Raw genomic sequence first — 26,466 nt, forward strand, 5'->3', positions numbered from 1 at the left:
GCCCGACGGCCGACCCGGCGGCGCACCGGCCGGCCTGGAGCCGCCCCCGGCCCGCCTACCGAGGGTGCCCGCCGGGGGCGAGGCCGGCCCGGATGCAGGCGAGGAGCTCCTCGATGTCCACGGGCTTGGTGACGTAGTCGGTGGCCCCGGCGTCGAGGCACTTCTGCCGGTCGTCCGGCATCGCCTTGGCGGTGACGGCGATGATCGGCAGATCGGCGAACTGGGGCATGGCCCGGATGGCGGTGGTCGTGGCGTAGCCGTCCATCTCGGGCATCATCACGTCCATCAGCACGAGGTCGATGCCCGGGTTTGACCGCAGCGCGTCGATGCCCATCCGGCCGTCGGCGGCGTGGATCACCCGCAGCCCGTAGAGGTCGAGGATGCTGGTGATGGCGAAGACGTTGCGCACGTCGTCGTCGACCACCAGCACGGTGCGCCCGGCGATCCCCGGCGCACCGGCCACCTCCGGCGCCGGGGACGGGCCCGGATCGACGAGAGTCGACGCCGTCGTCGGCGCCGCTGCGGTCGCGGTCACCAGGTGCAGCCCCGGCTTCGCCTCGTCCACGGGGGTCGCGGCGGGGAGCGCGGCCCGCGGGGAGGGGGGAACGGCGGCCGGCTGTTCGGCAGCAGGCTGAGGGCCGTCGGACGAGGTGGTCGCGGCCGGGGCCATGGGCAGTTGGAGGGTGAAGGTGCTGCCCCGTCCGAACTCGCTGCGGGCCTGGATCTCCCCACCCAGCAGGGTCGCCACCTCGCGGCAGATCGACAGCCCGAGGCCGGTGCCGCCGTAACGTCGGCTGGTGGTGCCGTCGCCCTGCTGGAACGCCCCGAAGATGCGTTCGAGGTTCTCCGCCGCGATCCCGATGCCGGTGTCGGACACCGAGAACAGCACGGCCTGTCCCGGGGCGCGCCCGCCGGCGCCGGCGCCGGACACCGCGATGGCCAGGTCGACGCTGCCCTGCTCGGTGAACTTCACCGCGTTCGACAGCAGGTTGCGCAGCACCTGCGCGACCAGGTGGCGATCGGTGCGCAGCCGCGCGGGCAGGTCGGGCGCCATCGCGACGGTGAAACGCAGGCCCTTCTCCGCGGTGATGGGCGAGAAGGTGGCCTGGACGTCGTCGACGATGTCCACCAGGGCGACCTCCTCGACGTGGACGTCCATCTTCCCGGCCTCGACCTTGGACAGGTCGAGGATGTCGTTGATGAGCTGCAGCAGATCCGAACCCGCGGAGTGGATGACGTGGGCGTACTCGACCTGCTTCGGTGACAGGTTGCGGGTCGGGTTCTGCGCCAGCAGCCGGGCCAGGATCAGCAGGCTGTTCAGCGGCGTGCGCAGCTCGTGGGACATGTTCGCCAGGAACTCGGACTTGTACTTCGAGGCGAGCGCGAGCTGGCGGGCCCGCTCCTCCAGCTCCTGTCGGGCCTGCTCGATCTCGAAGTTCTTGACCTCGATGTCGTGGTTCTGCCGGGCCAGCAGGGTGGCCTTCTCCTCCAGCTCGGCGTTGGAGAGCTGAAGGTCCTCCTGCCGGGACTGCAGTTCCTCGGACCGCGCCCGCAGCTCGGAGGCGAGCCGCTGGGACTCGTCCAGCAGGGAGTCGGTGCGGGCGTTCGCGATGATCGTGTTGACGTTGACGCCGATGGTCTCCGTGAGCAGGTTCAGGAAGTCGTGGTGGACCTGGGCGAAGGGGCTGAAGGAGGCGAGCTCGATGACGCCGAGCACCTGGTCCTCGAACAGGATCGGCAGCACGATCAGGGCGACCGGCGCCGACTGCCCGAGGCTCGAGGCGATCTGCAGGTAGTCGGCGGGGGTGTTCGCGACGACGATCGTCCGCTTCGTCCGCGCGGCCTGCCCGACCAGGGACTGCCCGAAGTCGAACCGGCGCGGGACGTCCCACGGGGCCTGGTAGCCGTAGCTCGCGATCAGGTTCAGCGCCGGCCGGTCGACCCCCGACTCGGCGAGCAGGAAGGCGCCGTACTGGGCGTCGACCATCGGCGTCAGCTCGTCGATGACGAGCTGGGCGACGGTCTGCAGGTCGCGGTGGCCCTGCATCAGCCCGCCGATGTGGGCGAGGCTGGTCTTGAGCCAGTCCTGTTCCTGGTTCGCGCGGGTCGTCTCGCGCAGCGAGCGGACCATCGCGTTGATGTTGTCCTTGAGCTCGGCGACCTCGCCCTGGGCGTCGACGTCGATCGACCGGGTCAGGTCGCCGGTGGCGACGGCGCTGGTGACGGCGGCGATCGCCCGGACCTGCCGGGTGAGGTTCCCGGCCAGCTCGTTGACGTTCTCGGTCAGGCGCTTCCAGGTGCCCGACAGGCCCTCGACCTCGGCCTGGCCGCCGAGGATGCCGTCCGTGCCGACCTCGCGGGCCACCCGCGTCACCTCGGCCGCGAACGAGGACAACTGGTCGACCATCGTGTTGATGGTCGTCTTCAGCTCGAGGATCTCCCCGCGGGCGTCGACGTCGATCTTGCGGGTCAGGTCACCCCGGGCGACCGCCGTCGTGACCTGGGCGATGTTGCGGACCTGGCTGGTCAGGTTGTTCGCCATGAAGTTGACGTTGTCGGTGAGGTCCTTCCAGGTGCCGGACACCCCCTTCACGCTCGCCTGGCCGCCGAGGCGGCCGTCGGTGCCGACCTCGCGGGCCACCCGGGTCACCTCGTCGGCGAAGGCGCCGAGCGTGTCCACCATCGTGTTGATCGTGGCGGCCAGCGCGGCGACCTCGCCCTTCGCCTCCACCGTGATCTTCTGTGACAGGTCGCCGCGGGCCACACCCGTGGCGACCTGCGCGATGGACCGGACCTGCGCCGTCAGGTTCGAGGCCATCACGTTGACGTTGTCGGTGAGGTCCTTCCAGGTTCCCGACACGCCGCGGACGTTGGCCTGGCCGCCGAGGTTGCCCTGGGTGCCGACCTCGCGGGCCACCCGGGTCACCTCGTCGGCGAAGCCGGAGAGCTGGTCGACCATCGTGTTGATGGTCTCCTTGAGCTCGAGAATCTCGCCGCGGGCGTCGACCCGGATCTTCTGCGACAGGTCCCCCCGGGCGACCGCCGTGGTCACCTGGGCGATCGAGCGGACCTGGTCGGTGAGGTTGCCGGCCATGACGTTCACCGACTCGGTCAGGTCACGCCAGGTCCCCGAGACGCCCTTGACGTCCGCCTGCCCGCCGAGCCGCCCGTCGGTGCCGACCTCCCGGGCCACCCGGGTCACCTCGTCGGCGAAGCCGGAGAGCTGGTCGACCATCGTGTTGATCGTGCTCTTGAGCTCCAGGATCTCACCCCGGGCATCCACAGTGATCTTCTGCGACAGGTCGCCCTTCGCCACCGCCGTCGCGACCTGCGCGATCGACCGGACCTGGCTGGTCAGGTTGCCGGCCATGACGTTCACCGACTCGGTCAGGTCACGCCAGGTCCCCGAGACGCCCTTGACGTCCGCCTGCCCGCCGAGCCGCCCGTCGGTGCCGACCTCCCGGGCCACCCGGGTCACCTCGTCGGCGAAGCCGGAGAGCTGGTCGACCATCGTGTTGATCGTGCTCTTGAGCTCCAGGATCTCACCCCGGGCATCCACAGTGATCTTCTGCGACAGGTCGCCCTTCGCCACCGCCGTCGCGACCTGCGCGATGTCGCGGACCTGGCCGGTCAGGTTGCCGGCCATGGCGTTGACGTTGTCCGTCAGGTCCTTCCACGAGCCCGAGACGCCGGGCACCTCGGCCTGGCCGCCGAGCTTGCCCTCGGTGCCGACCTCGCGCGCCACCCGCGTCACCTCGGAGGTGAACAGGGCGAGCTGGTCGATCATCCCGTTGAAGACCGTGGCGATCTCGTCCAGCAGATCGTCGCCGACCCTGGGCAGGCGGGTGCCGAAATCACCTCCCCGCACGGCGGTGAGCCCGGCCAGCAGCTGCCGCAGGGCCGGATCGTCCAACCTCGCGCGCGCCGCTTCACGATCCGTGACCTCGGTCACCGTTGCCTCCAGCCTGTCGCCCACGGTGCCCGCCCCCTTCCGGGAGCCGCCGCGGTCGATGTCCAGATCCGTTCGAAGCTTCTGCAGTAGGGTAAGGGTGACAAGACCGGCGTCCCGGCCATACACCCTTGTCCTGGTGAACGGCCAGCGCTCGGGGTGGACAAGGAGACACGGTCGTGGGCTCCGCGCAAGGCAGTGTTGGCCGGTCCGGCCCCGCCGCGGGCATGCTGAACGTCATCGCCGGCCAGCAGCGACAGCTCGCGGAAGCCCGGTCACGCAGTGCATCCGACGCCCTGATCGACGTCGCCACCGGAGTGCTCGTCGAACGGCTGCGGTGCTCGGTGGTCGAGGCCGGCGAGCAGCTTCGCAGCCTCGCCGCCGCGGCCGGAGTGGCCCCGGCCGACCTCGCGGCCGAGGTGCTCGGCCAGGCCCCGGGCGCGTCCCCGCGGCCGGCACTCGACCCCGAGGCCCGCCGCCGCTCCTGGCTGGCGCAGGCCGCCGTCGGTCACGCCGACGACGGCTGCCCGGTCGCGCAGGCCGTCTACGACGAGGTCCTGGCCCCGCTGGGCGCGGTGGCCGTGGCCTTCTGGCTGCTGGAGCCGGACGGCGCGCTCGCCCTGGTCGGCGAGGCCGGTCTGAGCCCGCTCGACGCGAGCCGCTGGCAGCGGATCCCGCCGCAGTTGGACTGCGCCGCCCAGCGCGCCGCCCGCCTCGGCACACCCCAGTGGTGGCCGGCCGGATCCCCGCCGCGGCCAGCGGTCGACCCGACCGGTGCGGGAGGCACGGTCGGCGCGGGAGGCACGGTCGGGCCGGCCGGCACGCTCGGCGCGGGAGGCACGGTCGGCGCGCGAGGCACGCTCGGCGCGCGAGGCACGCTCGGGCCGGCCGGTACGGGGGTCGCGGGGGGCACGGACGGGCCACCCCGGCTGGGTCCCTGGCCGGGGGCGCGGGCGGCGTTGCCGTTCCGGCGGGCCGGCGCCGTCGTGGGCGCCATGGAGATCTGCTGGCCGGCCCCGCAGACGCAGTTCGGCGAGGGGCTGCGGCGCGAACTCGTCGCCCTCGCCGACCTCTGCCTGCGCAGCCTGCGGCCGGCGAGCGGACCCACCAGCATGCCCGGCCACATGCCCGGCCACACGTCCGGCAACGCGCCCGGCACCTCGCCGACGCAGATCGGTGACGGCACGCCGACCCTGGCGGCCGGGGTCGCCTGGCTGCCGGCGCTGCTCGACGCCGTGGGCGGGTCTGTGCTGCTCACCCATGCCGAGCGCGCCGACGACGGCGAGGTGCTCGACTTCCGCATCGACCACGTCGGCGAGGGCTTCCGGGATCCGGGCGGGCGCCCAAGCGCCGAGCTGCGCGGGCGCGGCCTGCTGGAGCTCTACCCCCTCCTCGGCGCCGACGCCGGCCTGTTCGGGCGCGCGGTCGAGGTCCTGCGTACCGGCGAGCCGTACCGCGCCGACGGCACCATCCTGCTCACCCTGGTCGACGACGTGGTCGTCGGCGAGGAGGTCGACGTGCGCATCGCCCGCCTCTTCGACGGCGTCGCCATCGGCTGGACCGTCGGCGAGGCGAGCGAGGGCGGGTATTCGCTGCTACGCGCCGTGGAGCGCCTCGGCCGGTTCGGCGCCTGGCAGGAGGAGATCCGCACCGGCGCGGTCCGCTGGACCCGGCACACCCACGAGCTGTTCGGCCGGGCCGGCCACACCCCACCCATCCCCCTCGACGATCTCCACACGCACGTCCATCCCCAGGACCGGGCGGCCGTCGACCAGCTCCGTGACGCGCTGCTGCGGCTGAAGCGCTCGGTCACCGTCTCCTTCCGGGTCCTGCTTCCCGACGGGACGATGCGCCAGCTTCGCGCGCTCGCCGAGCCCGTGACCGACACCGCCGGGACGCTGGTCGCGGTCCGCGGCGTCTACCAGGACCTGACGAGCCACTACCGCACGCAGGTCGTCCTCGACGCCACCCGCCACCAGCTCGCCGACTCCGAGGCGCGGGCCGCCGGCCAGCACCGCCTCGCGCTGACCCTGCAGCAGTCGCTGCTGCCCGGCTCGGACGAGGCCGTCGAGGCCAGCGGGCTCGCCGTCGCCGTCCGCTACCGCCCCGCCGAACAGGAACACCTCGTCGGCGGCGACTGGTACGACGCCGTCACCCTCCCCGGCGGGGACGTCCTGCTCGTCGTCGGCGACGTCGCGGGCCACAGCATCCGGACCGTCTCCGGCATGGTCACCCTGCGCAACAGCCTTCGCGGCCTGGCCGTCACCGGCGCGGGACCCGCGCAGCTGCTGCACTGGCTCAACCGGGTCACCTACCATCTGACGGACGACATCACCGCGACCGTCGTCTGCGGCCTGTACCGGCCGTCGGACCACACGCTGCGGTGGGCCCGCGCGGGGCATCTGCCCCCGGTCCTCGTCCACGGCGGGTCCGCCAGCACGCTGCCGCAGCCGGACGGCCTGCTGCTCGGCGTCGAGCCCGACGCGGCCTACGAGGAGGCGGTCCACCATCTGGCCCCCGAGGACATCCTCCTGCTGTTCACCGACGGTCTCATCGAACGCCGCGGCACCGGGCTGGACACCTCCCTGGCCGCCCTACTGCGGATCGCCGCCCAGCGCCAGCCCGACGTCGCCCGGCAGGCCGACCATGTCCTCGCACACACCAGGCCCGACACCGACGACGACACCTGCCTCATCGTCATCCAGCGCCGCGACCGCCGTGCCCCCGCGCCCCAACCAGCGTCTGCCCGGCCCACTCGGTAACGCCCGCTCGCGGGGTAACGGGCGCTCGCGGGGTAAAGCCCGCTCGCGGGGTAACAGGCGCTCGCGGGGTAACAGGCGCTCGCGGGGTCAAGGGCTCGCCGGGCAACAGCCGCTCGCGGGGTAACAGCCGCTCGCCGGGTAAAGGCCGGCTCGCCGGGTGACTCCTGACCTGCCCGACAACTCCCGGCCCCCGGAAGACCCGCGACGCCCGGAGAACCGGGTAACCATTCGTGCACGGAAACGTGCCGAGGCTTCGGCACGGTTTTCGGCCGAAAAACCGTGCCGAAGCCTCGGCATGATCTGGCCGCGATCTGGCCGAGATCCGGACCGGCAGGCGGCGGCGGCCGGGGCCCGTGCCGACCGGGTCGGCCGCCGAGTGCCCCAGGGTTCACGAAGCTGGACACACGGTTCAGGCCCGGCGCGCCGGGCGGCGGTGCGGCGTGTGTCGGGCCTTCGATTCTGAGACGGTCGCGCCCATGCCAGGACCGGTCAGCCGCGCGGTCGCAGGAACGCCCAGGCGAGCAACCCTGCGAGCGGTCAGGCAAACGGCCACGGAAGCAGGCCGGCAAGCAGCCACCGGAAGGGCCACGGAAGCAGGCCGGCAGGCAGCCACGGGAGCGGCGCCCCGGTTGGCAGGGGGGCGAATCGTCGCGCTGGTGCGAGCCTGTCATCCGGAGCCGACGGTCGCGGTGACGCTGTTCGCGACGGCGCTCGCGGCCGCCGGCGGTCGCACGAGGGCCGGGGTCGTCGCGGTGGCGACGGCGGTCGGGACCGGTCAGCTGTCGGTCGGCTGGGGCAATGACCTCGTTGACCGTGGCCGGGACGCCGCCGGCGGCCGGACGGACAAGCCGATCGTCGTCGACGGCCTGGCGCCGGGGACGGTCGCCGGGGCCACTGCCGCAGCGCTGGTCGCGTGCGTGCCGTTGTCCTTCCTCTCCGGCGGACGGGCGGGGTCGGCCCATCTCGCCGCGGTCGCGGGTGGGTGGGCGTACAACCTCGGGCTGAAGGCGACGCCGCTGTCCGTCGCCCCCTATGCCGTCTCGTTCGCGCTGCTGCCCGCCTCCGTCGTCCTCGGACTGCCCGGCCACCCCACGCCGCCGTGGTGGCTGCCGCTGGCGGGGGCGCTGCTCGGCTCGGGCGCCCACTTCGCCAACGTCCTGCCGGACCTCGACGCCGACGCCCGCACGGGGGTGCGCGGGCTGCCGCAGCGCCTCGGCCCGGCCGGTGTGCGCGCGTCGGCGGCGTTGCTGCTCGCGGCGGGCTCCGTCGTCGCGGTGCTCGGCCCGGGGGACCCGCGGGGCTGGCAGGTGGGCGCGCTGGCCGCGGTGAGCGGGTTGACCGGGCTCGGCCTGCGCCTCGGCGACCGGCAGGCCTTCCGCGCCGCGATGGCGGTCGCCGCGATCGACGTCGCGCTCGTCGCCGCCGCCGGCACCCGCCCGGCCTGACGCCGACGCCGACACCGGCACCGGCACCGGCACCGGCAGGCCAGCCGACACCGTGCAGGCCAGCCGACACCGTGCAGGTCATTGGATCGGGGCTGGGCGATGATTACCCTGAGCGCTACTCAGAGCACAGACTGCGTCGGACCGGTCGCCATGTCAGCCGCGGACAACGGATTCTCCAGACCAACGGGGAGACATGTGGACAGGTCGACGGGCCGACCGGCATCGATCCCGACCGGCACCGTGGTCGCGGGGCGGCGCAGACCACGGCGGGCCCGCAACGATCCCGCCCAGTACGACGATCTTGCCGCCGAGTGGTGGCCGACGCACGGGCGGTTCGCCGCGTTGCGCTGGCTCGCCGAGGCCCGTGGCCGGCTCATCCCGGACCCGCCCGAGCCCGGCGCCGCGCTGCTCGACCTCGCCTGCGGCGCCGGGCTGCTCTCCCTGGCCCTGACGGGCCGGCTCGCCGGCTGGCGGCACGTCGGCGTCGACCTGTCCTCGCCGGCGTTGCGGCAGGCCGCCGGGCACGGTGTCACGGCGATCCAGGCCGACGTGCTGCGCCTGCCGTTCCGGGACAGGCAGTTCCCCTGCGTCGTCGCCGGCGAGCTGTTCGAGCACCTCGAGGATCTGGACGCGGCCTGCGCGGCGATCGCGCGGGTGCTGGCCCCGGGCGGGACGCTCGTCATCGACACGCTCGCCGACACGCTGTTCTGCCGGGTGGCCCTGGTGGGCGTCGCCGAACGCCTTCCCGGGGGGCCGCCGCCGCGCATCCACGATCCTCGGCTGCTCGTCGCGCCCGACCGGTTGGCCCGCGCGCTGGGCGGCTGCGGCATCGAGATGACGGTCGTGGGCGGCCTTCGCCCCTCGCTCGTCGACTATGCCCGCTGGCTGGCCCGCCGGGCCGACTCGGTGCGGATGCTGCCGACCGGCTCCACCGCCGGCGTCTACCAGGCGGTCGGAACCAGGATCGAGACCGGGAGGGACGACCTGTGAACGCCACGATCCCGGCACCTCGCGGCCCCGCCGTGGACGGCGCGCGGCTCGCCGGGAGCGTCGTCGACGCGCTCGCCGCCCGTGCCGGCGCCGCCGACCGGGACGGGGAGCTGCCCGGCGCCGACCTCGACGACCTGCGCGCCGCCGGGCTTTTCGGCCTGCTGGTTCCCGCCCGGCTCGGCGGGGCCGGCGGCGGCTTCGCCGACTGGGCCGACGCGGCGCGGGTGCTCGCCGCGGGCAGCGGCGCGACCGCCCTGGTGCTGAACATGCACACCTCGGTCGTGGGCGCGTTGGCCGGGACGCCCGACGGGCTCGCCCGCACGATGGGGGCACCGGAGTCGTTCTTCGCCGCGCGCGACCGCATGCTGGCCCGCGCCGCGGCCGGGGAGTTCATCGCCGTCGCGATGAGCGAGCGGGGCGCCGGGTCCCGGCTGTCCGAGCTGAGGACCCGCTACCGGCGCGAGGACGGGGGCTACCGCATCACCGGGGTCAAGTCGTTCTGCTCGGGGGCGTCCCACGCGGACGTCTACTTCGTCGCCGCCCGCGCCGAGGACGCGGCACCGGACGCGGCACCGGACGCCGACGGCGGGGCCGCGCGGATCAGTCATTTTCTCGTCCCGCGTGGGGCCGGGGTGAGCGTCGAGCCGGCCTGGGACACCCTCGGCATGCGGGGCACCGGCAGCCACGATGTGCGCTTCGACGTCCGGGTGCCGGCGGAGGCGCTCGTCGGCGGTCTGGAGGGGCTCAGCTCGCTGGTGGCGCAGGTCATGCCGCAGTGGCTGGTCGCCTCCTACGCCGCCGTCTACGCCGGGGTCGGCCGGGCCGCGTTCGACGCGGGGGTCGCGCACGCCCGCGCCAGGCGCACGGCCGGGATGCCGGGCGGCCTCGCGGCGCTGCCCGCCGTGCGGGCCCGGTTCGGCCATGCCGACGCGGCACTGGCCGCGCTGGACGCGGTGGTCGACGAGTGCGCGCGCCGGGTCGACGCCGACCCGGGCTCGGCGTCGACGAACCGGTGGGTGTGGCGAGCCAAGCTGCTCGCCGGCCGGACGGCGCAGGACGTCGCCGCCTCGGTCGTCGAGGCGTGCGGAACCGCCGTCACCCGCCGCGGGCACCCGCTCGAACGGCTCTACCGCGACGCCCGCTGCGGGTCCCTGCAGCCCGCGACGACCGACGTCTGCGCCGACTGGCTGGGGCTCGCGGCACTCGGCGGCGACCCGGAGGCGGACGCGGACGTGGCCCGGTGGTGAGCGCGCGGACGCCGAGCGCGCGGACGCCGAGCGCGCGGACGCCGAGCGCGCGGACGCCGAGCGCGCGGACGCCCAGCACCAGGACGCCCAGCACCGGGACGTTGAGCGCCGCCGTCATCACGGGCATGGGCGCCGCGTTTCCCGGCTCCCTTGACCAGCAGAGCCTGTGGGACGAGGTCTTCGAACGGCGGTACCGGGGTGACCGGCTGGCCCGCCGGCTGTTCCTCGGCGCCGGGGTGCGGACCCGGCACGGGGTGGTGGATCCGCGGCGGGAGGACGTCAGCGGCTGGTCGACGGCCGCGCGGATGCGTCGCTACGTCGACGAGGCGCCCGCGCTGGGCGGTCGCGCCGTGCGGGGCGCGCTGGCGGACGCCGGGCTGAGCGCCGCCGAGGTCGGGCTGTTCGTCGTCGTCTCCTGCACCGGCTACGCGACGCCGGGCCTGGACATCCAGCTCGCCCGCGAGCTCGGCATGCCGGCCTCGGTGCGCCGCCTGCTGATCGGGCACATGGGCTGCTACGGCGCCATTCCGGGGATGGGCGCGGCGGCGGACTTCGTCCGGGCCCGCCGGCTGCCCGCGCTCGTGCTGTGTGTGGAACTGACCTCCCTGCACATCCAGCCCGAGCAGCCACATCGGGATCTGGAACAGGTCGTCGCGCACGCCCTGTTCGGCGACGCCGCCGCGGCGATCGTGCTCGTCCCCGACGCCGCCCACGGCCTGGAGGTGCTCGACACCACCGCCGCCACCGCCCCGGGCAGCGAGGACCTGATGACCTGGCACGTCACCGACCACGGCTTCCGCATGGGGCTGTCCCGCGAGGTGCCCGACGTCCTCGCGAAGCACGTCGAGGAGGCGACGGCGTCGCTGCTCGACCCGTTCACCGCGGACCGCGGCGACGTCGCGGGCTGGGCCGTGCATCCCGGCGGGCCGCGCATCATCGACGTCGTCGAGGAACGCCTCGGCCTCGCTGCGGCGCAGACCGCCGTGGCCCGCCGGGTGCTAGCGACCCGGGGGAACTGCTCGTCGGGCACCGTCCTGCTCGTCCTCGACCAGATCCGCGGGGGCCTCGCCGCCGGGGCGACCGCCGTCGCGATGGCGTTCGGCCCCGGCCTGACCCTCTGCCTCGCCGCGCTGCGCCGCAGGTAGCGGCAGCCCTCCCCGGAGCGGGTCACAACGAGTCACAGAGACTCATCTGCGCACAAATTTCGTCCAACATGCCGTGTGTACGGACTTTTTCGATGCTAACGTCCGTATCCGCGCAGCCATGACGGCTGCGACCTGGCTCCTGACCTCGGAAAACAGCCGCGGATGCGCGCCTGCTCGCGTGGGCTGCCGCCGACCACCGGCCGCCCCGTGCCGGTCGTCTCGGGGGCGCAGGCCGTCTCGCACCAGGAGAGGATCTGATGGCGGAAATGACCCTGCGTCGTCGCACGATGGGCAGTGCCGTCGTGCTGGGGCTCAGTGCCCTGCTGGCCGTCTCGGTACCGGGAACCGCGCACGCCAACACCGTGGGCGTCACCGTGAAAACACCCGGCGCCACCAGCGGACCCGGTTCGGCCTTTGCCGAGATCTCGACCCACGCCGACTGTTCCAGCGGCCTCGCCGCCGGCGGCGGCGTCAACCAGGCCATCGGCACCGGCTCGGCCTCGAACGGCAACCACGTGATGGGCAGCGAGCCCAGCTCCGACGGCAGCACCGAATACACCGGCACCACGGGCGTCGTCGGCACCGACGTGACGCACTGGCTCGGCATCGGCGGCAGCGGGGGCGCGACCGACGCCGCGTACTCCACCACCCCCTACGCGACCTGCCTGACCAGCAACCTGGTCAACCACACCCAGGTGGTCATGAACAAGGCCAGCGGCCCCACGGCGGCATCGACGGTCAACCTGGTGGTGGCGACCTGCCCGGCGAACACGATCCTGCTCGGCGGTGGCGCGCGCACCACCCCGGCGAGCATCGGCAGCCTCAAGCCGATCGCCAGCTTCCCCACCTTCAACGACGCCGCCCATGACTACGGCCGGAAGGCGGCGGCCGACGGGGCGACCAACCCGAACTCCTGGGCGTCCGTCGGGTGGAACGGCGGCGGGGGCGGCACCAGCAACGTGACCTACGCCTACGCGATCTGCAGCGGCAGCGGCATCAACGTCAGCGGGGCCACCGTGAAGGTCCGCTACAGCGAGGTGAGCGGGCCGACCTCGGCGACCACCGGCCAGACGGCCACCGTCGGCTGCGGCGCCGGGGACGGGAAGCTGATCAGCGGCGGTGCGGCCGTCAGCGGCGGCAGCGTGACGACCACCGACTTCACCGGCCCGGGTTCGGGCGGCGACCACCTCAACGGCAGCTTCCCCAGCACCTCCGGCGGCAGCCCCGTCAGTGACGGCACCACCACCGCGGCGTACTGGACAGCGTTCAGCCACACCGGCGGCGCGAGCTCGCCGAGCACCTACACCGACGTCTGGGCGCTGTGCGCCGACGACGGCATCTGACCCGAAAGGCGACATCGATTCCCTTGAACCGTCGTATCACCATGCCCAGAGGCCGGCTGGCCGCGATCGCCGGCGCGGCCGGTGTCCTGGCCGTCGCCGTCGCGGTACCCCTGCCCGCCGTCGCGGACGCCGCGGGCGGGACGGCCACCTGCGGGGCGACCGGCGTCCTCACCACCTCCCCGCCCACCTGCGCCTACACCACGGCGGGCACGGACACCTTCACCGTGCCCGCCGGCGTGACCAGCGTGCGCATCGACCTGTTCGGCGGCGAGGGCGGCAGCGCGGCCGGGTTCGTGGCCCCCAACCCGCCGAACACCGGCGCCGCCGGTGGCCTCGGCGGCGAGACCAGCGGCACCCTGGCCGTCAGCCCGGGACAGGTTCTCCAGCTCACCGTCGGCGCCGCGGGCGTCCCCGGGACGTCGCGGCACGGCGAGTTCGCCCGGCGCGGCGGCATCGGCCACGGGGCCGGCGGCGGCGGGGCGCACGGCGGCGGCGGGGCGGGCGGCGGCGGCTCGGACGTCCGGGTCGGCGCGTTCGGCGCGGGCGACCGGGTCCTGGTGGCCGGCGCCGGCGGCGGCGCCGGCAACGGCGGGCCGCTGCTGCACGGCGGCAACGGCGGCGGGCTCGCCGGGGAGGACGGCGGCCAGGGCGGCGGGCCGGCGGGCTCCGGGGTCGCCGGCGGCGGCGCCACGCAGACCGCGCCGGGCACGGGCAGCCCGAACTCGGCCAGGGGCGGCCCGGGGATCCCGGGCGGCGACATCGATCCCTGGACCGGCGAGCCCAATCCGGGCAGCGGCGGCCCCGGCGGCAACGGCGCCGGGGGCGGTAACGGCGGGGGCGGGGGCGGGGGCGGCTACTACGGCGGCGGCGGCGGCTCCGGCGGCGGGGACCCGGGCAACTTCTCCGGGGCGGGCGGTGGCGGCGGCAGCGGCTTCGCGGCACCCACGGTGACCGACGCCGCGCTCGTCGGGGGCGTCAACCACGGCGACGGTCGCGCGACGGTGTCGTTCCGCTACGGCGCCTCGGTCGCGGTCGCCGCCAGCACGACCACGCCGCTGTTCGGCCAGACCGTCACCCTCACCGCGTCCGTCACCGGCGCGGACCCGGCCGCCGGCACCCCCGGCGGGACGGTCACCTTCCTGGACGGTTCCACCACTCTGGCAACGGCGTCGCTCGCCGGCGGCCAGGCCGGCGTCAGCGTCAACGGTCTCCAGCCCGGCGCGCACGCGATCACGGCCAGCTACAGCGGCGACCCGGCCTTCGCGCCGGGCACCACGGCCGGATCCACCGACGTCACCGTCGGGTTCAGCCAGCCGTGCGTCACGACGACGCGCACCGGACCCCTGACGGTCGCCGCCGGCCAGGCGCTCTGCGTCGGACCGGGCGGCCGGCAGGTCGGTCCGGTCACCGTCCGCTCCGGCGGGGCCCTCGCGCTCACCGGCGCCGAGGTCACCGGCCCGGTGTCCGCCGAGGGCGCGCTGGCCCTCACCGCCTGCCGGTCGACGATCACCGGCCCGGTGACGGTCCACGCCGCCGGCGGCTACGTCCTGCTCGGCGCCGACGCCGCCGACGTCACGCCCTGCGCGGGCAACACGCTGCGCGGCCCGCTGACCGTGGACGCGAACACCGGCGGCCTCGAGGCCTCCGCGAACACCATTACCGGCCCGGTTCGGATCACGGGCAACAGCGGCAGCGGCCCACTGCCCGACGACGCGGTGCCCGAGTTCCGCGACAACCGTGTCACCGGGCCGCTGAGCTGCACTGGCAACCAGCCGAGTCTGGTGCAGACGGGCAACGTCGTGATCGGCCCGCGATCGGGTCAGTGCGCCTGACACCCACCCCCACACCCCTCGGCCGCCTGACGCGGGTGGCGCCCCGCGTCGGGCGGCCGAGTACGACTCCGCGGCGGCCGGGGTCGGCGCAACCCGTCGTCACCTGGAACGATGGGAACACCTCCGCGGGCGGTCGTCACGGCCGGCTTCACCGGCCCCGCCGCCGAGGCCTCCGTCCGAAGGAGCCGTCCCCTTGACCGACGCCCGCACCGTCATCGCCAGCCTGCGCCGCTCGCACGAGCGGCTGCGCGCCCTCGTCGGGTCGCTCGACGCCCAGGCCGTGCGCGGGCCCTCCTACGACGACGAGTGGACGATCGCCCAGGTGCTGTCCCACCTCGGGTCCGGCGCCGAGATCGGCCGGCTCGTCCTCGACGCCGCCGTCGCCGGGCAGGACGCCCCCGGCCAGGACGCCTTCGTCGCCGTCTGGGACACGTGGAACGCCAGGACCCCGGACGCGCAGGCCGCCGACGTGCTGCCCGCCGATCTGGCCCTGGTCGAGGCGTACGAGGCCCTCGACGACACCCAGCTTGCGGGCCTGCGGGTCGCGCTCGGGCCGATGAGCCTGGATGCCGCCGGGGTCGTCCGGCTCCGGCTGAGCGAGCACGCCGTGCACACCTGGGACGTCGCGGTCATGCTCGACCCCGCCGCCACCGTGGAGGCGACCGCCGTCGACCTGCTCATCGACGGTCTCGGCATGATCGCCGGCTTCGCCGGCAAGCCCACCGACCCCACCCGGATCCACGTCACCACCACCGGCCCGGACCGCGAGATCGCCCTCGATCTCGGCGACGCCGTGCACCTGGGGCCCTGGGACGGAGCGGAGCGGCCCGCCCGGCTGAGCCTGCCGGCGGAGGCGTTCGTCCGGCTGGTCTACGGCCGTCTCGACCCCGCCCACACCCCGCCCCTGGCGGCCGACGGTGTGGACGTCGACCTTCTTCGGGTGGCATTTCCCGGCTTCTGAGCTCTGTCGCCACCCGGATCGCGTAGCCGCGACTGCGGCGCGTATCCCGCGGTGGCGTCAACCGGTGACGGCCTCGACCTCGTCCGCGGTTCCGCGGAACCGCGCCGGCTGTTCCGCCGTCAGCGGCGGTCAGCCCTTGCGTGCGACGGCTCCGTGGACGCCGACCTGCGCGTCGGTCAGGCCCTCGTCGACGTCGCCAGCGGGCTGCCAACGGTGCACGACCCGCAGGCCCGGGCCGACGAGGTCGAGGCCGCCGAAGAACTGGGCGACCTGCGCAGGAGACTGCTCGACGCCCAAGCGTCCGGCTCCGCCACGACACGCTCGTCTCGCCGCGTCAGACCGTCCCGAGTGCGTGGGATGTCGTCAACGTACCGCGCCCGGCCCACAGCGCGCCGGGCCGACCTGGCCATCGGGCATCGGGCATCGGGAACTCGGGCAAGCGGGAACTCGGGAAACGGGCCGAAGGGAACTGGATCGAACCAGTAGGCGATCCGTACCCACATCCCCGGTACTCACAGGTGATTCATAGCTTCAACGTTCGGTGCGGCCGCGACCGAAATCCAATGGTTCGCTAAGTATTTTCACAGGATCCGACCAGTGAACCTTTAGGATCTTCCGGCAAAGTTCGGACCGCCCCAACCGAACTCTCGCGGGCGTTGCCCGCCGGAAACCCAAAAAGACAACGGAATTTCAACCTCTGCATGCCTTCCGGTGGCCACACCCCGGATCGCGGGTCATCCTGGAGGGTTCTTGTCGTCCTTGTCGGCAGACGAAACGGCGCCGCAGCAGAGCATCGAGCCGCCGGAGTCGTCCCATCGTAGAACACGACGGAGTGCCCGCCACCCGTCGTCCGCCGGGCGGCGGGTGCGGATTCCCCGGGGCCGTGCCGGCGTCGTCGTGATTGCCGCCGTCGTCGTCGTCGCCGTCGGCGGCGGCCTGCTCGGTTGGGCCCTGAGCGGGGATGCGGGCACGCCGGCCTCGTCCAGGCTCGTCGCGGCGAGCGTCGGGCAGATCCGCCAGACCGTGAGTGCGACCGGCACCCTCGAACCGACCCGGCAGGCCAACCTCTCGTTCGCCGTGTCCGGCGAGGTCACCGCGGTCAAGGTCGCCGTGGGCGACAAGGTGCAGGTCGGGCAGACCCTCGCCACCATCGACTCGGCGGCGCTCGCCACCACGGCCGCCCAGGCACGGGCGACGGTGGCGAACGACCAGGCGAAGGTCGCCTCCGACCAGGCGTCGGGGGTAACTGGCGCGCAGCTCACGGCCGACGAGGCCACGCTGACCTCGGCGCAGGACGCGGCGGGCGCGGCGCAGCGCAACCTCGCCGCGAGCGCGATGACGTCGCCGATCGCCGGGACGGTCGCCGTGGTCAACCTCACCGTCGGCCAGCAGCTCGCCGGCGGGTCGGGCAGCGGATCCGCCGGCGGGTCCGGCTCGGGCGGTGGCTCCGGCTCCGGCTCGGGCGGTGGCTCGGGTTCGGGCGGCCTGGGCGGGAACGGCGGCGGGTCCGGCTCGGGCGCGTCGTCCTCGCTGACGTCGTCGTCGTCCTCGGCGTCCGGTGCCCAGATCGTCGTGGTCGGCACGGACTCCTACCTGGTCAACGCGACCGTCGACGACACGGCGATCGGCCAGCTCAAGACCGGCGACCAGGCCGTCATCACCCCGACCGGCTCGACCGGCGCCACGACCGTCGCCGCCCGGGCGGGCCGCTCGGGCGGGATCGCCGGCTCGGGCGGAGCAGCCGGCTCGGGCGGGACGGGTGGGACGGGTGGCACGGGTGCGGGTCTGTCGGGCGCCGGCGGGTCGGGGACGATCTACGGCACCGTGGGCACGATCGGCCTCATCGCGACCAGCACCTCCGGGCTCGCCAGCTACCCGGTGACCATCAACGTCACGGGCACCCCGACCGGTCTGCACCCGGGCGCCGGCGCCGACGTCTCGATCATCGTCCGGCAGCTCTCCGACGTCCTGACCGTCCCCAGTCAGGCGCTGCACACCTCGGGGTCGCAGACCGTCGTCTATCGGATGCGCGGCGGCCGTCAGGTCTCCACGGTGGTGACCACCGGCGCCACCTCGGGGGCGCAGACCCAGATCACCTCCGGGCTCGTCGCCGGTGACCAGGTCGTCGTCCCGGTCGTCGGCGGCTCGACCACCCGGGCCCGGACGGGCGGTACCGGCGGTGGGTTCGGCGGTGGCGCGGGCGGCGGGTTCCGAGGCGGTGGTTTCGGCGGCGGCACCGGCTTCGGCGGCGGCACCGGCACCGGCTTCGGCGGCGGCGGCTTCGGTGGGCGGGCCACCGGATGACCCCGACCGACTCCTCATCCACCGACTCCACGTCGCAGGAATCCGGGGCGCAGGAATCCGGGGCGCACGAATTCGGAGCGCACGAATTCGGGGCGAGCGCCGCCGTCATCGAGCTGACGGACGTCCGCAAGACCTACCGGTCGGGGCTGTTCGAGGTGGCGGCCCTGCGCGGGGTCAGCCTGTCCATCCAGGAAGGTGAATATGTGGCGATCACGGGCCCGTCCGGGTCCGGAAAGTCGACGCTGATGCACATCCTCGGCTGCCTCGACGTCCCGACGTCGGGCCTGTATCGGCTGGCCGGCGACGATGTCGGCGGCATGTCGGAGGACCAGCTCGCCGAGGTCCGCAACCGGCGGATCGGGTTCGTGTTCCAACAGTTCAACCTGCTCCCCTCGATGACCGCCTGGCGCAACGTGGAGCTGCCCCTCTGCTATGCCGGGGGGCCGCGCGCCGAACGCCGGCAGCGGGCTGTCGACGCGCTGGCCGACGTGGGGCTCGCCGACCGGGTCGAGCACCGCCCGGCGGAGCTCTCCGGCGGTCAGCAGCAGCGGGTCGCGGTGGCCCGGGCGCTGGTCACCAACCCGTCGTTGATCCTCGCCGACGAGCCGACGGGCAACCTCGACTCGGCGTCCACCGAGGATGTCCTGGGGCTGTTCCGGCGCCTGCACGACCTCGGCCGCACGATCGTCCTGATCACTCACGAGGCCGAGGTCGCCGCCGCGGCGGACCGGGTGCTGCAGGTTCGCGACGGCGTGGTCACGGCCGATTCGGGTCCATCCGCCCGAGTGTCCCGGACGGTGCGCACGTGAGCTGGGCGGAAATCGTGCGGACCGGGCTCGAGGCGGTCCGCTCGCACCGGCTGCGGTCCGGGCTGACGATGCTCGGCATCCTCATCGGCGTCGCCGCGGTCATCCTCACCGTCGGGCTCGGCGAGGGGGCGCAGGACAAGGTACGGGGCCAGATCAACGCGCTCGGCAGCAACCTGCTGATCGTCGCCCCCGGCAGCACGACGACGAACGGGGTACGCGGCGGCTTCGGCAGCGCGTCGACCCTCACCCGGGCCGACGCCGACGCCCTGAGGTCCACGGTCGTGGCCCCCGACATCAGGGCGGTCGCACCGACGACCTCCCGGTCCGCGGCGCTGGCCGCCGGCAGTGCCTCGTGGACGGCCTCGGTCGTCGGCACCACGCCCGACTGGCTGTCGGTGCGCGCCCGCGCGATCGGCACGGGGAGGTTCATCAGCGGCCAGGACGTCGCCGACCACGCCGCCGTGACGGTGCTGGCCGCGACCACCGCCGAGGAGCTGTTCGGCGCGCGCGACCCGGTCGGGCAGGCCGTCACCGTGTCGGGGGTGCCGATGACGGTCATCGGCACCCTGACCGCCGCCGGCTCGTCCGCGAACACCAACGAGGACGACCAGGCCATCGTGCCGATCACGACCGCCGCCGACCGGATCACCGGGGGCGTGAGCCGGAACGCCGTCCAGGACATCTACCTGGAGGCGACCTCCGGCCACACCCTGTCGGCCGCCTACCAGGAGGCCGACTACGAGCTGCTGGCCCGGCATCGGATCACGACGCCCACGGCGGCCGACTTCTCCATCACCAGCCAGCAGTCGATCCTGTCCACCGCGACCTCGGTCGACCGGACCCTGACGGTGCTGCTCGCCGGCGTCGCCGGGATCTCCCTGCTGGTCGGGGGCATCGGCGTCATGAACATCATGCTCGTCTCGGTGACCGAACGGATCCGTGAGATCGGCCTGCGCAAGGCGCTCGGCGCCTCCCCACGGGTGATCCGGCGGCAGTTCCTCGTCGAGGCGTCCGTGCTGGGTCTCGCCGGCGGCCTGCTCGGCACCGCGCTCGGCCTCGCCGGGGCCGCCATCCTGCCGCACCTGATCTCCGATCCGATCTCGATCTCCCCGACCGCCACCGTCGGCTCGATCGTCATCGCGGTCGCGATCGGGGTGGCGTTCGGCGTGTACCCGGCGACCCGGGCGGCCCGGCTCGCGCCGATCGAGGCGCTGCGCAGTGACTGACACCGGCCGGCACCCGCCCGCGTCGCGCCCGACCGTGGGCCCTTCCTCAACAGGCCTTTCCTCTGCGGGCCTTTCGACTGCGGGCCTTTCGACTGCGGGCCTTTCGACTGCGCAGCACCTGTCCGCGCGCCTCGTCCCAGCCCGGGTGGGAAGTCCCGGGCCGTCCGTCAGGAGCGACGACCTCATGACCACTGTCAATCCGATGGCCCCGGTCCGATCGGGCCAGTCCCGCCCGCATCGCCGCGCCCTGGCCGCGGGGCCGATCGTCGGCATCGGGCTCGCAATGATCATCACCGTCAGCGCGTGCGGCAGCGGCGGCAGCGGCGGCCGTTCCGACGGGTCCGACGGAGCGACGGCCGCCGCGGCGAGCACGCCGAGCCGGGCCGCCGGCTCCGCCCAGGGGCAGGGTCAGGCGGGCCGGCCGGGCACCAGCGGCACCATCGCCGCGGTCACCGCGACGAACGTCGAGGTCCAGAACCCCGCCACCGGCCAGGTCACCGTCACCTGGACACCGAGCACCAGATTCGTCAGGACCGCCACCGCCACGGCGTCCGCCGTCGCGGTCGGCGACTGCGTGACGGTGACCGGCGGCAGCCCGGGCAGCACGTTCACCGCCCAGACCGTGACCGTGAGCGCGCCGGTGTCCGGCGGCTGCACGGCGGGCTTCGGCCGCGCCTTCGGTGGGGCCGGCGGGTTCCCGGGCGGTGCCCGGCCGTCCGGCGCGCCCACCGCCCGTCCGAGTGACCGTTCGACGACCCGCCCGAACGGGCAGGGCCGTCCGAACGGGCAGGGTCGCCCGGACAACGGCCGGTTCGCCGTGGTCACCGGGTCGGTGACGAAGGTGGTGGGCACGACCATCACCGTCCAGGGTCCGCAGCGGCTCCGCGTCGGCGCATCGGCCTCGGCGGCGCCCACCGCCACCTCGCCGTCCGGCGCGACCGTCACCTCGACGGTGATCCTGGGCTCGTCGACGACCGTCGAGGAGACGAGCAGCGCCACCTCGGCGGCCCTGGCCGTCGGTGAATGCCTGACCGCCGTCGGCAAGGCCGACGACACCGGCGCGGTGTCCGCCACCTCCATCAGCGTCCGCCCGGCCGCCCAGCAGGGGGGATGCACCGGCGGCTTCGGCGGCCGGGGCTTCGGCGGTCGGGGCTCGGGTAGCCAGGGCTCGGGCGGCCAGGGCTCGGGGCGTCAGGGCTCGGGCGGCGGCACGGCCAATGGGTGAACGATTCGGCCGGGCGCTGGCCCGGACCAGCCGGCGGGGAGCCCGAACCTGGGTCGTGATCGGCGTCGTCGCCGTGATCGTCGTCGCCGCCGGCTCGGCGACGCTCGCGGCGACGGGGTCCTCCGGTCCGGACTACCGCACCGCCACGGCGGTGCGCGCCACCGTCGCGCAGACGCTGGACTCGACCGGCGTCGTCTCGCCGGCGAGCCAGGCGAGCGTGACCTTCCCCGTCTCGGGGACGGTCGCCAGCGTCGCCGTGGCCCCGGGTGACCATGTCGAGGCCGGGCAGACGCTGGCCACTCTCGACGGCGCCGCGCTGTCGGCCGCGGTCGATGCGGCCACGGCCACGCTTGCCTCCGACCAGGCGAAGCTGAGCTCCGACGAGGCAGGCGAAGGCGGCACCGGGTCTGCCACGGCGACGGGCTCCACCGCCTCCTACGCGGGCGGCCCGGCAACGATCCAGCCGATCTCCCTGGTGACCGGCGGCGCCCGGCCCACCGACCGGACGACCTCCACCCCGACCCCGCCCACCTCGACGGCATCCGGCCCGACGGCATCCGGCCCGACCGTGTCCGGCCCCACGGTCTCCGGCCCCACGGCCTCCGGACCGGCAAGGTCAGGCTCCACGGCGGAAGGCCCCACGACGGCGGGGAACGGCGGCGCCGTCGCCGCCGCCCGCGCCGCCATCACCCAGGCGCAGAAGTCCCTGGTCGCCACGCAGCACTCCGCCGACACCGACCTCGCCGTCGCCACGACGGACCTCGGTCAGGAGAAGACGACCTGCGCGGCGTACATCGACGCGACGGCGACGCCCGGCACGGCCACACCGTCCGCGACGGTCGGATCGCCCGCGACGGCGGCCGGTCCGGCTGGCTCCACCCCGGCGGGCAGGGGCCGGTCGGGCGGCGTGGTCCGCAGCGCCCCGTCGGCCCATGCCGACTCGTCCGCACCCGCCGCCCCGCCGCTCCGTACCAACCCGCCGACGTCGAACTCCCCCGCACCGGCCACGTCGGCACCGGCCACTTCGGCACCGACGGCGTCGGCACCGGTCCCCTCGACACCGGTCACCGCAGGACCGGCCACATCGGTACCGGCCACGTCGGGACCGGCCGCGAGCCCGGCACCCATCACCACGGGCGCCTCCGCCTCGAGGAGTGCCGCGCCGGCCTCGTCGGCCTCGTCGACCTCGGGGCTCCGGGTGATCGAGACCGTGCAGCGGTCGGGCGCGCAACCCGCGACCTCGTCCGTCTCGGCGGCCACGGGGACGGCGACGGGCACGGGGACGGCGGTGGCCACGGGGACGGCGGTGGCCACGGGGACGGCGGCGGGCACAGATGCCGCATCCGCCTGCTCGGCGCTGCTGAGCACCGTGCTTACCGACCAGCAGCTCGTGTCGGCCGACCAGGGGGCGGTGACCCAGGACGAGGCGACGCTCGGTGACGCGATCGAGGCCCTCGTCGCCCTCGCGCCCACCTCCGGTTCCTCCGCGGCGACCCCGTCCGCAGGGGGATCGACCGCCACGGGCGCGAACCCCGGCGGGCCGGCCGCGGGGACGGCGACCGCGAGTGGTGCAGGCGGCGCGAGTGGTGCAGGCGGCGTGAGTGGCGGTGGCGAAGGAGCTGCGGGTGGTACCGGGGGCGCAGGCGGCGCTCGGTCGGCTCATTCCGGTGGCACCGGCGGTTCCGGAGGCGCCGGCGGTTCCGGGGGCGCCGGCGGTTCCGGAGGCGCCGGCGGCGGATCCGGAGCGGGGCGCTCCAACGGGGCGGCGTCCTCGGCGCGCGGCGGTGCCCAGGGCGCGCCGGCCTCCCCGGCACAGATCGCTGCCGACCAGGCCGCAGTGGACGCGGCGCAGGCCGCACTGGTCCAGGCGAAGGACGACCTGGTCCAGACCACTCTGGTCAGTCCGCTGGCGGGCACGGTCGGGGCGGTGGGCCTCACCGTCGGCGAGTCCGTCCAGGCCGCCTCGACGGCCTCCGCGGGCTCCGGGATCACCGTGATCGGCGCCGGGACCTCCTACGCGGTCGAGACGTCCGTGGCCGACTCCGACCTGGCGAAGGTGCACGTCGGTCAGGCCGCGTCGGCGATCGTGGACGGCTCGGCCACGGCGCTGACCGGCACGGTCGTCGGCATCGGGCTGCTGCCGACGTCCTCGCTGACGAGCGGCTCGAACGGCGGCGGCTCGGGGGCGTCGAGTTCGGTGAGCTATCCGGTGACGATCTCGCTCAACCGGGCGAGCCAGCGGATCTTCTCCGGTTCGGACGCCGACGTCTCCATCGTGATCGCTCAGGCGGCGAACGCGACCGCGGTGCCCAGTTCGGCCCTGCGATCCCTGGGCCAGATACAGACCGTGACGGTGGTGCGCGGTGGTAAGGCGACGACCACGATCGTCGGCGTCGGGGCGGCCGGAACGACCCTGACGCAGATCACCTCGGGGGTGAAGGTCGGCGATCGGGTGGTGCTCGCCGACCTGTCGACCCCGTTGCCCAGCGCCGGCACCACGACCGGCCGCGGTGGCGGCCTCGGTGGTGCGCTCGGAGGCGGCGGCCTCGGCGGAGGCGGGCTCGGTGCAGGCGGTCTGGGCGGTGGCCGGACCGGGGGCTTCGGTGGCAACCGGGCAGGCTGATCAGACGGCCTGAACGGGCTGGGTCGGCCGGGCCGGTCGCGAGAGTGAACTCGCGGCCGGCCCGGCCGTGGGGTGCCGGTCGCCGTCTGGTTCGGACGGCGGGACCGGCGGATGATCCAGGCGGGGTCAGGCCGCGCCGGGAACGGTAGCGTTCCGTTCCTTGAAGCCGAAGCCGTTGCTGGATGCGCCCTGCTGGAATGCGGCGAAGGCGTTCTCGTCGGCGTCGATGTCGGCCTGCGTCGCGGTGCCGTTCTTCAGCTTGCCGGTCAGGCTGCTGAACTTGTCGCTGATCGACTGCACCGAGTTACACAGCGTCGGATTGGCCAGCGCGAACCGCTTGGCCACCTTGAGCTCGTGGACCGTGAACGCCCCGGCCACCGCGGCCTTGGCGAAGCTCCGTGTCCGCTTCGGCGCACCCTTGGCGAAGGCGCCGTTCTTCGTCGGCTTGTAGATGTAGCGGTGGAAGGCGCCCAGGGCGAGCCCGGAATGCAGCGCGAACCGCGTCTTCGCGAAGACCTTGGTGTTACCCGAGGTGGGGCAGGAACCGGAGTACTCGGAGTCGGTGTCGGTGCCCGCCGAGCTCGACGTACGGACGCCGTTCTTCCCGGAGCCACCCGACGAGCCGCCGCACGCACCGAGCAGCGTTACCGAGAGCAGCAACACGATCACAGCAGCCGCGTACCGCGTGGTCCGAGCGGTCGGCCTAGCGATTGCAGAAAACATCCACCACCAACTTCGTGCGGGCTTTCGCCTCGGTTAACGATCTACAGCGCCGCGGGGACGCTGAGCGAGCCAGTCTTCCGGCAGCAAATATATGGCTTCCGATCGAAGGGCGCCAAGCTGGCGCAGGTCAGGAGCAGACTGGCTTGACATACTGGGTAAGAATCCACCCGGATGTTCCCGCCGACGGGGCGTAGCCGTGCATCCAGATGCCGTTGTTATAGGTCTGGCCGTCGGGGTCGAATTCATCCCGGTGATGGAGCGTCGTCGACTTTGACTCCGAGGTGTTCCGGCCGGGGACGCTGCGGAGGGTGGCATCCACCGCACACACGATCCATCGCCGCGTCGTCTGGGTGGCGGCAGAGGGAGTGGGGGCAAGAAGCGGCGTGGACGAGGCATGCGGTGGGCTCACGGCCGGCTCGGACGCCTGCGGCGCTGTGGGGAACTGCGGTGCTGTTGGGCGCTGCGGTGCCGTTCGGGACTGCCGTGCAATGGTGCCGGGAGCCGAACCGGTCGACCTGGAGGCCGGGACTGCTGTCGCCGATGGAGAAGCCGCGGGCGACCGAAACGCCCGAGCTGCCGGGGACGAGGGCGTCCGCGCCGGAGTTGGCGCGTCGACTGTTGGATGCGACCGAGGCGCCGGCCTGAGGGCATCCATCGAGCTGGCGGCGGGCGAGACGATCGGGTGAACGTCGACCCGCGACGCCCACACCCCGTTCAGTCCGCCCGCAGCCGTGGCGACGGCCCCGACCGAGACGACCACCGCGGCGATGGGAAGAGTGACGACGAGCCGCAGCACCGGTCGCGCCCGACGCCTTCGCCGGGCAATGATCATCCGGGGCTTTCGCGTGGACGACGCGGCCACGACGTGGCCGGGACGGGAGAACCCAAGGCTCCACGCCCGATCACAATCCCGCTCCACACCAGGGCCCGACGGCAGGCCAAGGCTTGGCGCCGGGTCGAAGCCCACCCCACTTGTCTCCGCGGTCCGGGATGCAGGGGTGGTCGGCGTCCGGCGACGGCCAGCGGACCGGCCCCCGCTCGAGGCGGTCAGCGCATCCGTCACAGCTTGGTCGAACGACTGCGCGCTCGGATATCTGGCTTCCGGTTCAGGCGCCGTTGCACGCTCCGCAACGGCATGCAGCCGCCTGGCAGCCGTAACGGCCAGCCGATCACCGCATCCCGCCTGGCATCCAGGCCGGCCGACCACCATCTCGTGGAGCACAAGACCCAGGGCGTGGATGTCGGTGGCCGGGGTCGCCTCGTCACCGCGTCGTTGCTCGGGAGCCATGTACATGGGCGTCCCGACTCCCGGCCCGGCTGCGGTGAGCCGGTCGGCGCCGCGATGCCAGGCCAGGCCGAAGTCGGCCAGCCAGGCGTGCGGGAACGCGGCATCCATCTTGTCGATCAGTACGTTGGCAGGCTTGACGTCGCGGTGGACCACTCCTCGTTCATGGGCAGCCTGCAGCGCTCGGGCCACCTGAACCGCGATGTGCGCGGCCAATGTTGGCGAGAACGGTCCGCGGGACACGATCGCCTCGTCCAGATCACCGTCCAGAAGCGGCATTGCGAGGTAAAGGAAACCGTCCTGCTCGCCGGCCGCGTAGATCGGCAGGATGTGTGGGTGATGGCCATCGCCCAGCGGGCGGACCTCCCGGTAGAACCGTTGGCGGCCAACAGCAAGATCAACCGAGACCCACAGGTCGATCACCTTAAGCGCGATCCGGCGAGAGCCGCCGGGCTGGGTCTCGGAGGCGACGTAGACGGCCCCGTAGCCTCCGCCACCGCGAATCTCTTCGATGCGGTATCCGGCAAACGTGGCCCCGGGTTCGAGGAGCCGCCCTACTCTCATATCCGTCCCGAAGCCGGCCGACGAGGACCTTAT

The 26,466-nt window shown here is 73.9% G+C and carries 20 protein-coding genes; 13 read left to right on the forward strand and 7 right to left on the reverse strand.

Going from position 1 to position 26,466, the window contains the following annotated elements:
• Positions 1-55 precede the first annotated feature (55 nt).
• Positions 56-4,078 (reverse strand): HAMP domain-containing protein, encoded by a 4,023-nt coding sequence (locus FRAAL_RS28160; RefSeq protein ID WP_011607500.1) that lies wholly within the window; start codon positions 4,076-4,078, stop codon positions 56-58.
• A gap of 50 nt (positions 4,079-4,128) precedes the next feature.
• Between FRAAL_RS28160 and FRAAL_RS28165 the strand changes: the two genes are divergently transcribed.
• The 8 genes from FRAAL_RS28165 (at position 4,129) to FRAAL_RS28200 (ending at position 15,674) form a co-directional block, all read left to right on the forward strand.
• Entirely contained in the window at positions 4,129-6,711 is a 2,583-nt protein-coding gene (locus FRAAL_RS28165; protein WP_011607501.1) for a SpoIIE family protein phosphatase, read from the forward strand.
• 629 nt (positions 6,712-7,340) lie between these two features.
• Complete coding sequence (locus FRAAL_RS28170; protein ID WP_011607502.1) at positions 7,341-8,156, forward strand: UbiA family prenyltransferase; 816 nt, start codon at positions 7,341-7,343, stop codon at positions 8,154-8,156.
• 195 nt (positions 8,157-8,351) lie between these two features.
• Positions 8,352-9,146: a methyltransferase domain-containing protein gene (locus FRAAL_RS28175; protein WP_173402715.1), complete on the forward strand. Its 795-nt coding sequence runs from the start codon at positions 8,352-8,354 to the stop codon at positions 9,144-9,146.
• A complete protein-coding gene (locus FRAAL_RS28180) occupies positions 9,143-10,393 on the forward strand; it encodes an acyl-CoA dehydrogenase family protein (RefSeq protein ID WP_197537232.1) in 1,251 nt (416 codons plus the stop codon). Before FRAAL_RS28175 ends, FRAAL_RS28180 begins: the two co-directional genes overlap by 4 nt.
• Positions 10,390-11,538 (forward strand): type III polyketide synthase, encoded by a 1,149-nt coding sequence (locus FRAAL_RS28185; protein ID WP_231861393.1) that lies wholly within the window; start codon positions 10,390-10,392, stop codon positions 11,536-11,538. Before FRAAL_RS28180 ends, FRAAL_RS28185 begins: the two co-directional genes overlap by 4 nt.
• 257 nt (positions 11,539-11,795) lie before the next feature.
• A complete protein-coding gene (locus FRAAL_RS28190; protein ID WP_011607506.1) occupies positions 11,796-12,881 on the forward strand; it encodes a hypothetical protein in 1,086 nt (361 codons plus the stop codon).
• A gap of 41 nt (positions 12,882-12,922) precedes the next feature.
• Positions 12,923-14,713, forward strand: a complete 1,791-nt coding sequence (locus tag FRAAL_RS35670; protein ID WP_050997284.1) for an Ig-like domain-containing protein — start codon at positions 12,923-12,925, stop codon at positions 14,711-14,713.
• A 193-nt stretch (positions 14,714-14,906) separates the two neighbouring features.
• Positions 14,907-15,674, forward strand: a complete 768-nt coding sequence (locus FRAAL_RS28200; RefSeq protein ID WP_011607508.1) for a maleylpyruvate isomerase N-terminal domain-containing protein — start codon at positions 14,907-14,909, stop codon at positions 15,672-15,674.
• A gap of 129 nt (positions 15,675-15,803) precedes the next feature.
• Here the strand turns inward: FRAAL_RS28200 and FRAAL_RS32230 are convergent, their stop codons facing one another.
• Positions 15,804-15,971 (reverse strand): SAM-dependent methyltransferase, encoded by a 168-nt coding sequence (locus FRAAL_RS32230; RefSeq protein WP_083866951.1) that lies wholly within the window; start codon positions 15,969-15,971, stop codon positions 15,804-15,806.
• Between the two features lie 567 nt (positions 15,972-16,538).
• On the opposite strand from FRAAL_RS32230, the gene FRAAL_RS33625 reads away from it, so the two are divergent.
• The 4 genes from FRAAL_RS33625 (at position 16,539) to FRAAL_RS28220 (ending at position 21,238) form a co-directional block, all read left to right on the forward strand.
• A complete protein-coding gene (locus tag FRAAL_RS33625; protein WP_011607510.1) occupies positions 16,539-17,978 on the forward strand; it encodes an efflux RND transporter periplasmic adaptor subunit in 1,440 nt (479 codons plus the stop codon).
• Positions 17,975-18,787, forward strand: coding sequence for an ABC transporter ATP-binding protein (locus tag FRAAL_RS28210; protein ID WP_011607511.1), 813 nt, complete (start codon positions 17,975-17,977; stop codon positions 18,785-18,787). The genes FRAAL_RS33625 and FRAAL_RS28210 overlap by 4 nt, the downstream gene beginning before the upstream one ends.
• Positions 18,784-20,013, forward strand: coding sequence for an ABC transporter permease (locus FRAAL_RS28215; RefSeq protein ID WP_011607512.1), 1,230 nt, complete (start codon positions 18,784-18,786; stop codon positions 20,011-20,013). Before FRAAL_RS28210 ends, FRAAL_RS28215 begins: the two co-directional genes overlap by 4 nt.
• A 184-nt stretch (positions 20,014-20,197) precedes the next feature.
• Positions 20,198-21,238, forward strand: coding sequence for a hypothetical protein (locus FRAAL_RS28220; RefSeq protein WP_041939901.1), 1,041 nt, complete (start codon positions 20,198-20,200; stop codon positions 21,236-21,238).
• Between the two features lie 132 nt (positions 21,239-21,370).
• Here FRAAL_RS28220 and FRAAL_RS36295 read toward each other — a convergent pair whose 3' ends face one another.
• The 3 genes from FRAAL_RS36295 to FRAAL_RS35400 are packed head-to-tail and all read right to left on the reverse strand — an operon-like array spanning position 21,371 to position 22,534.
• Positions 21,371-21,652, reverse strand: a complete 282-nt coding sequence (locus FRAAL_RS36295; protein WP_231861394.1) for a hypothetical protein — start codon at positions 21,650-21,652, stop codon at positions 21,371-21,373.
• A 21-nt stretch (positions 21,653-21,673) separates the two neighbouring features.
• The gene (locus tag FRAAL_RS35395) at positions 21,674-21,955 is read right to left on the reverse strand and encodes a hypothetical protein (RefSeq protein WP_231861395.1); all 282 of its coding nucleotides are present in this window, start codon (positions 21,953-21,955) and stop codon (positions 21,674-21,676) included.
• A gap of 48 nt (positions 21,956-22,003) precedes the next feature.
• The gene (locus FRAAL_RS35400) at positions 22,004-22,534 is read right to left on the reverse strand and encodes a hypothetical protein (protein WP_231861396.1); all 531 of its coding nucleotides are present in this window, start codon (positions 22,532-22,534) and stop codon (positions 22,004-22,006) included.
• Here FRAAL_RS35400 and FRAAL_RS35405 point away from each other — a divergent pair.
• Positions 22,527-23,861 carry an efflux RND transporter periplasmic adaptor subunit gene (locus FRAAL_RS35405; RefSeq protein ID WP_231861397.1) on the forward strand — a complete coding sequence of 445 codons (1,335 nt, stop codon included), beginning with the start codon at positions 22,527-22,529 and terminating at the stop codon, positions 23,859-23,861. The genes FRAAL_RS35400 and FRAAL_RS35405 overlap by 8 nt on opposite strands.
• Before the next feature lie 126 nt (positions 23,862-23,987).
• Here the strand turns inward: FRAAL_RS35405 and FRAAL_RS28245 are convergent, their stop codons facing one another.
• Positions 23,988-24,530 (reverse strand): hypothetical protein, encoded by a 543-nt coding sequence (locus tag FRAAL_RS28245; protein WP_231861398.1) that lies wholly within the window; start codon positions 24,528-24,530, stop codon positions 23,988-23,990.
• Between the two features lie 181 nt (positions 24,531-24,711).
• Positions 24,712-26,433: a protein kinase domain-containing protein gene (locus FRAAL_RS32240; protein WP_162137495.1), complete on the reverse strand. Its 1,722-nt coding sequence runs from the start codon at positions 26,431-26,433 to the stop codon at positions 24,712-24,714.
• Positions 26,434-26,466: the final 33 nt, after the last annotated feature.

Origin of the sequence: Frankia alni ACN14a, from assembly GCF_000058485.1 — a bacterium.
GTDB classification, from domain to species: Bacteria; Actinomycetota; Actinomycetes; order Frankiales; family Frankiaceae; genus Frankia; species Frankia alni.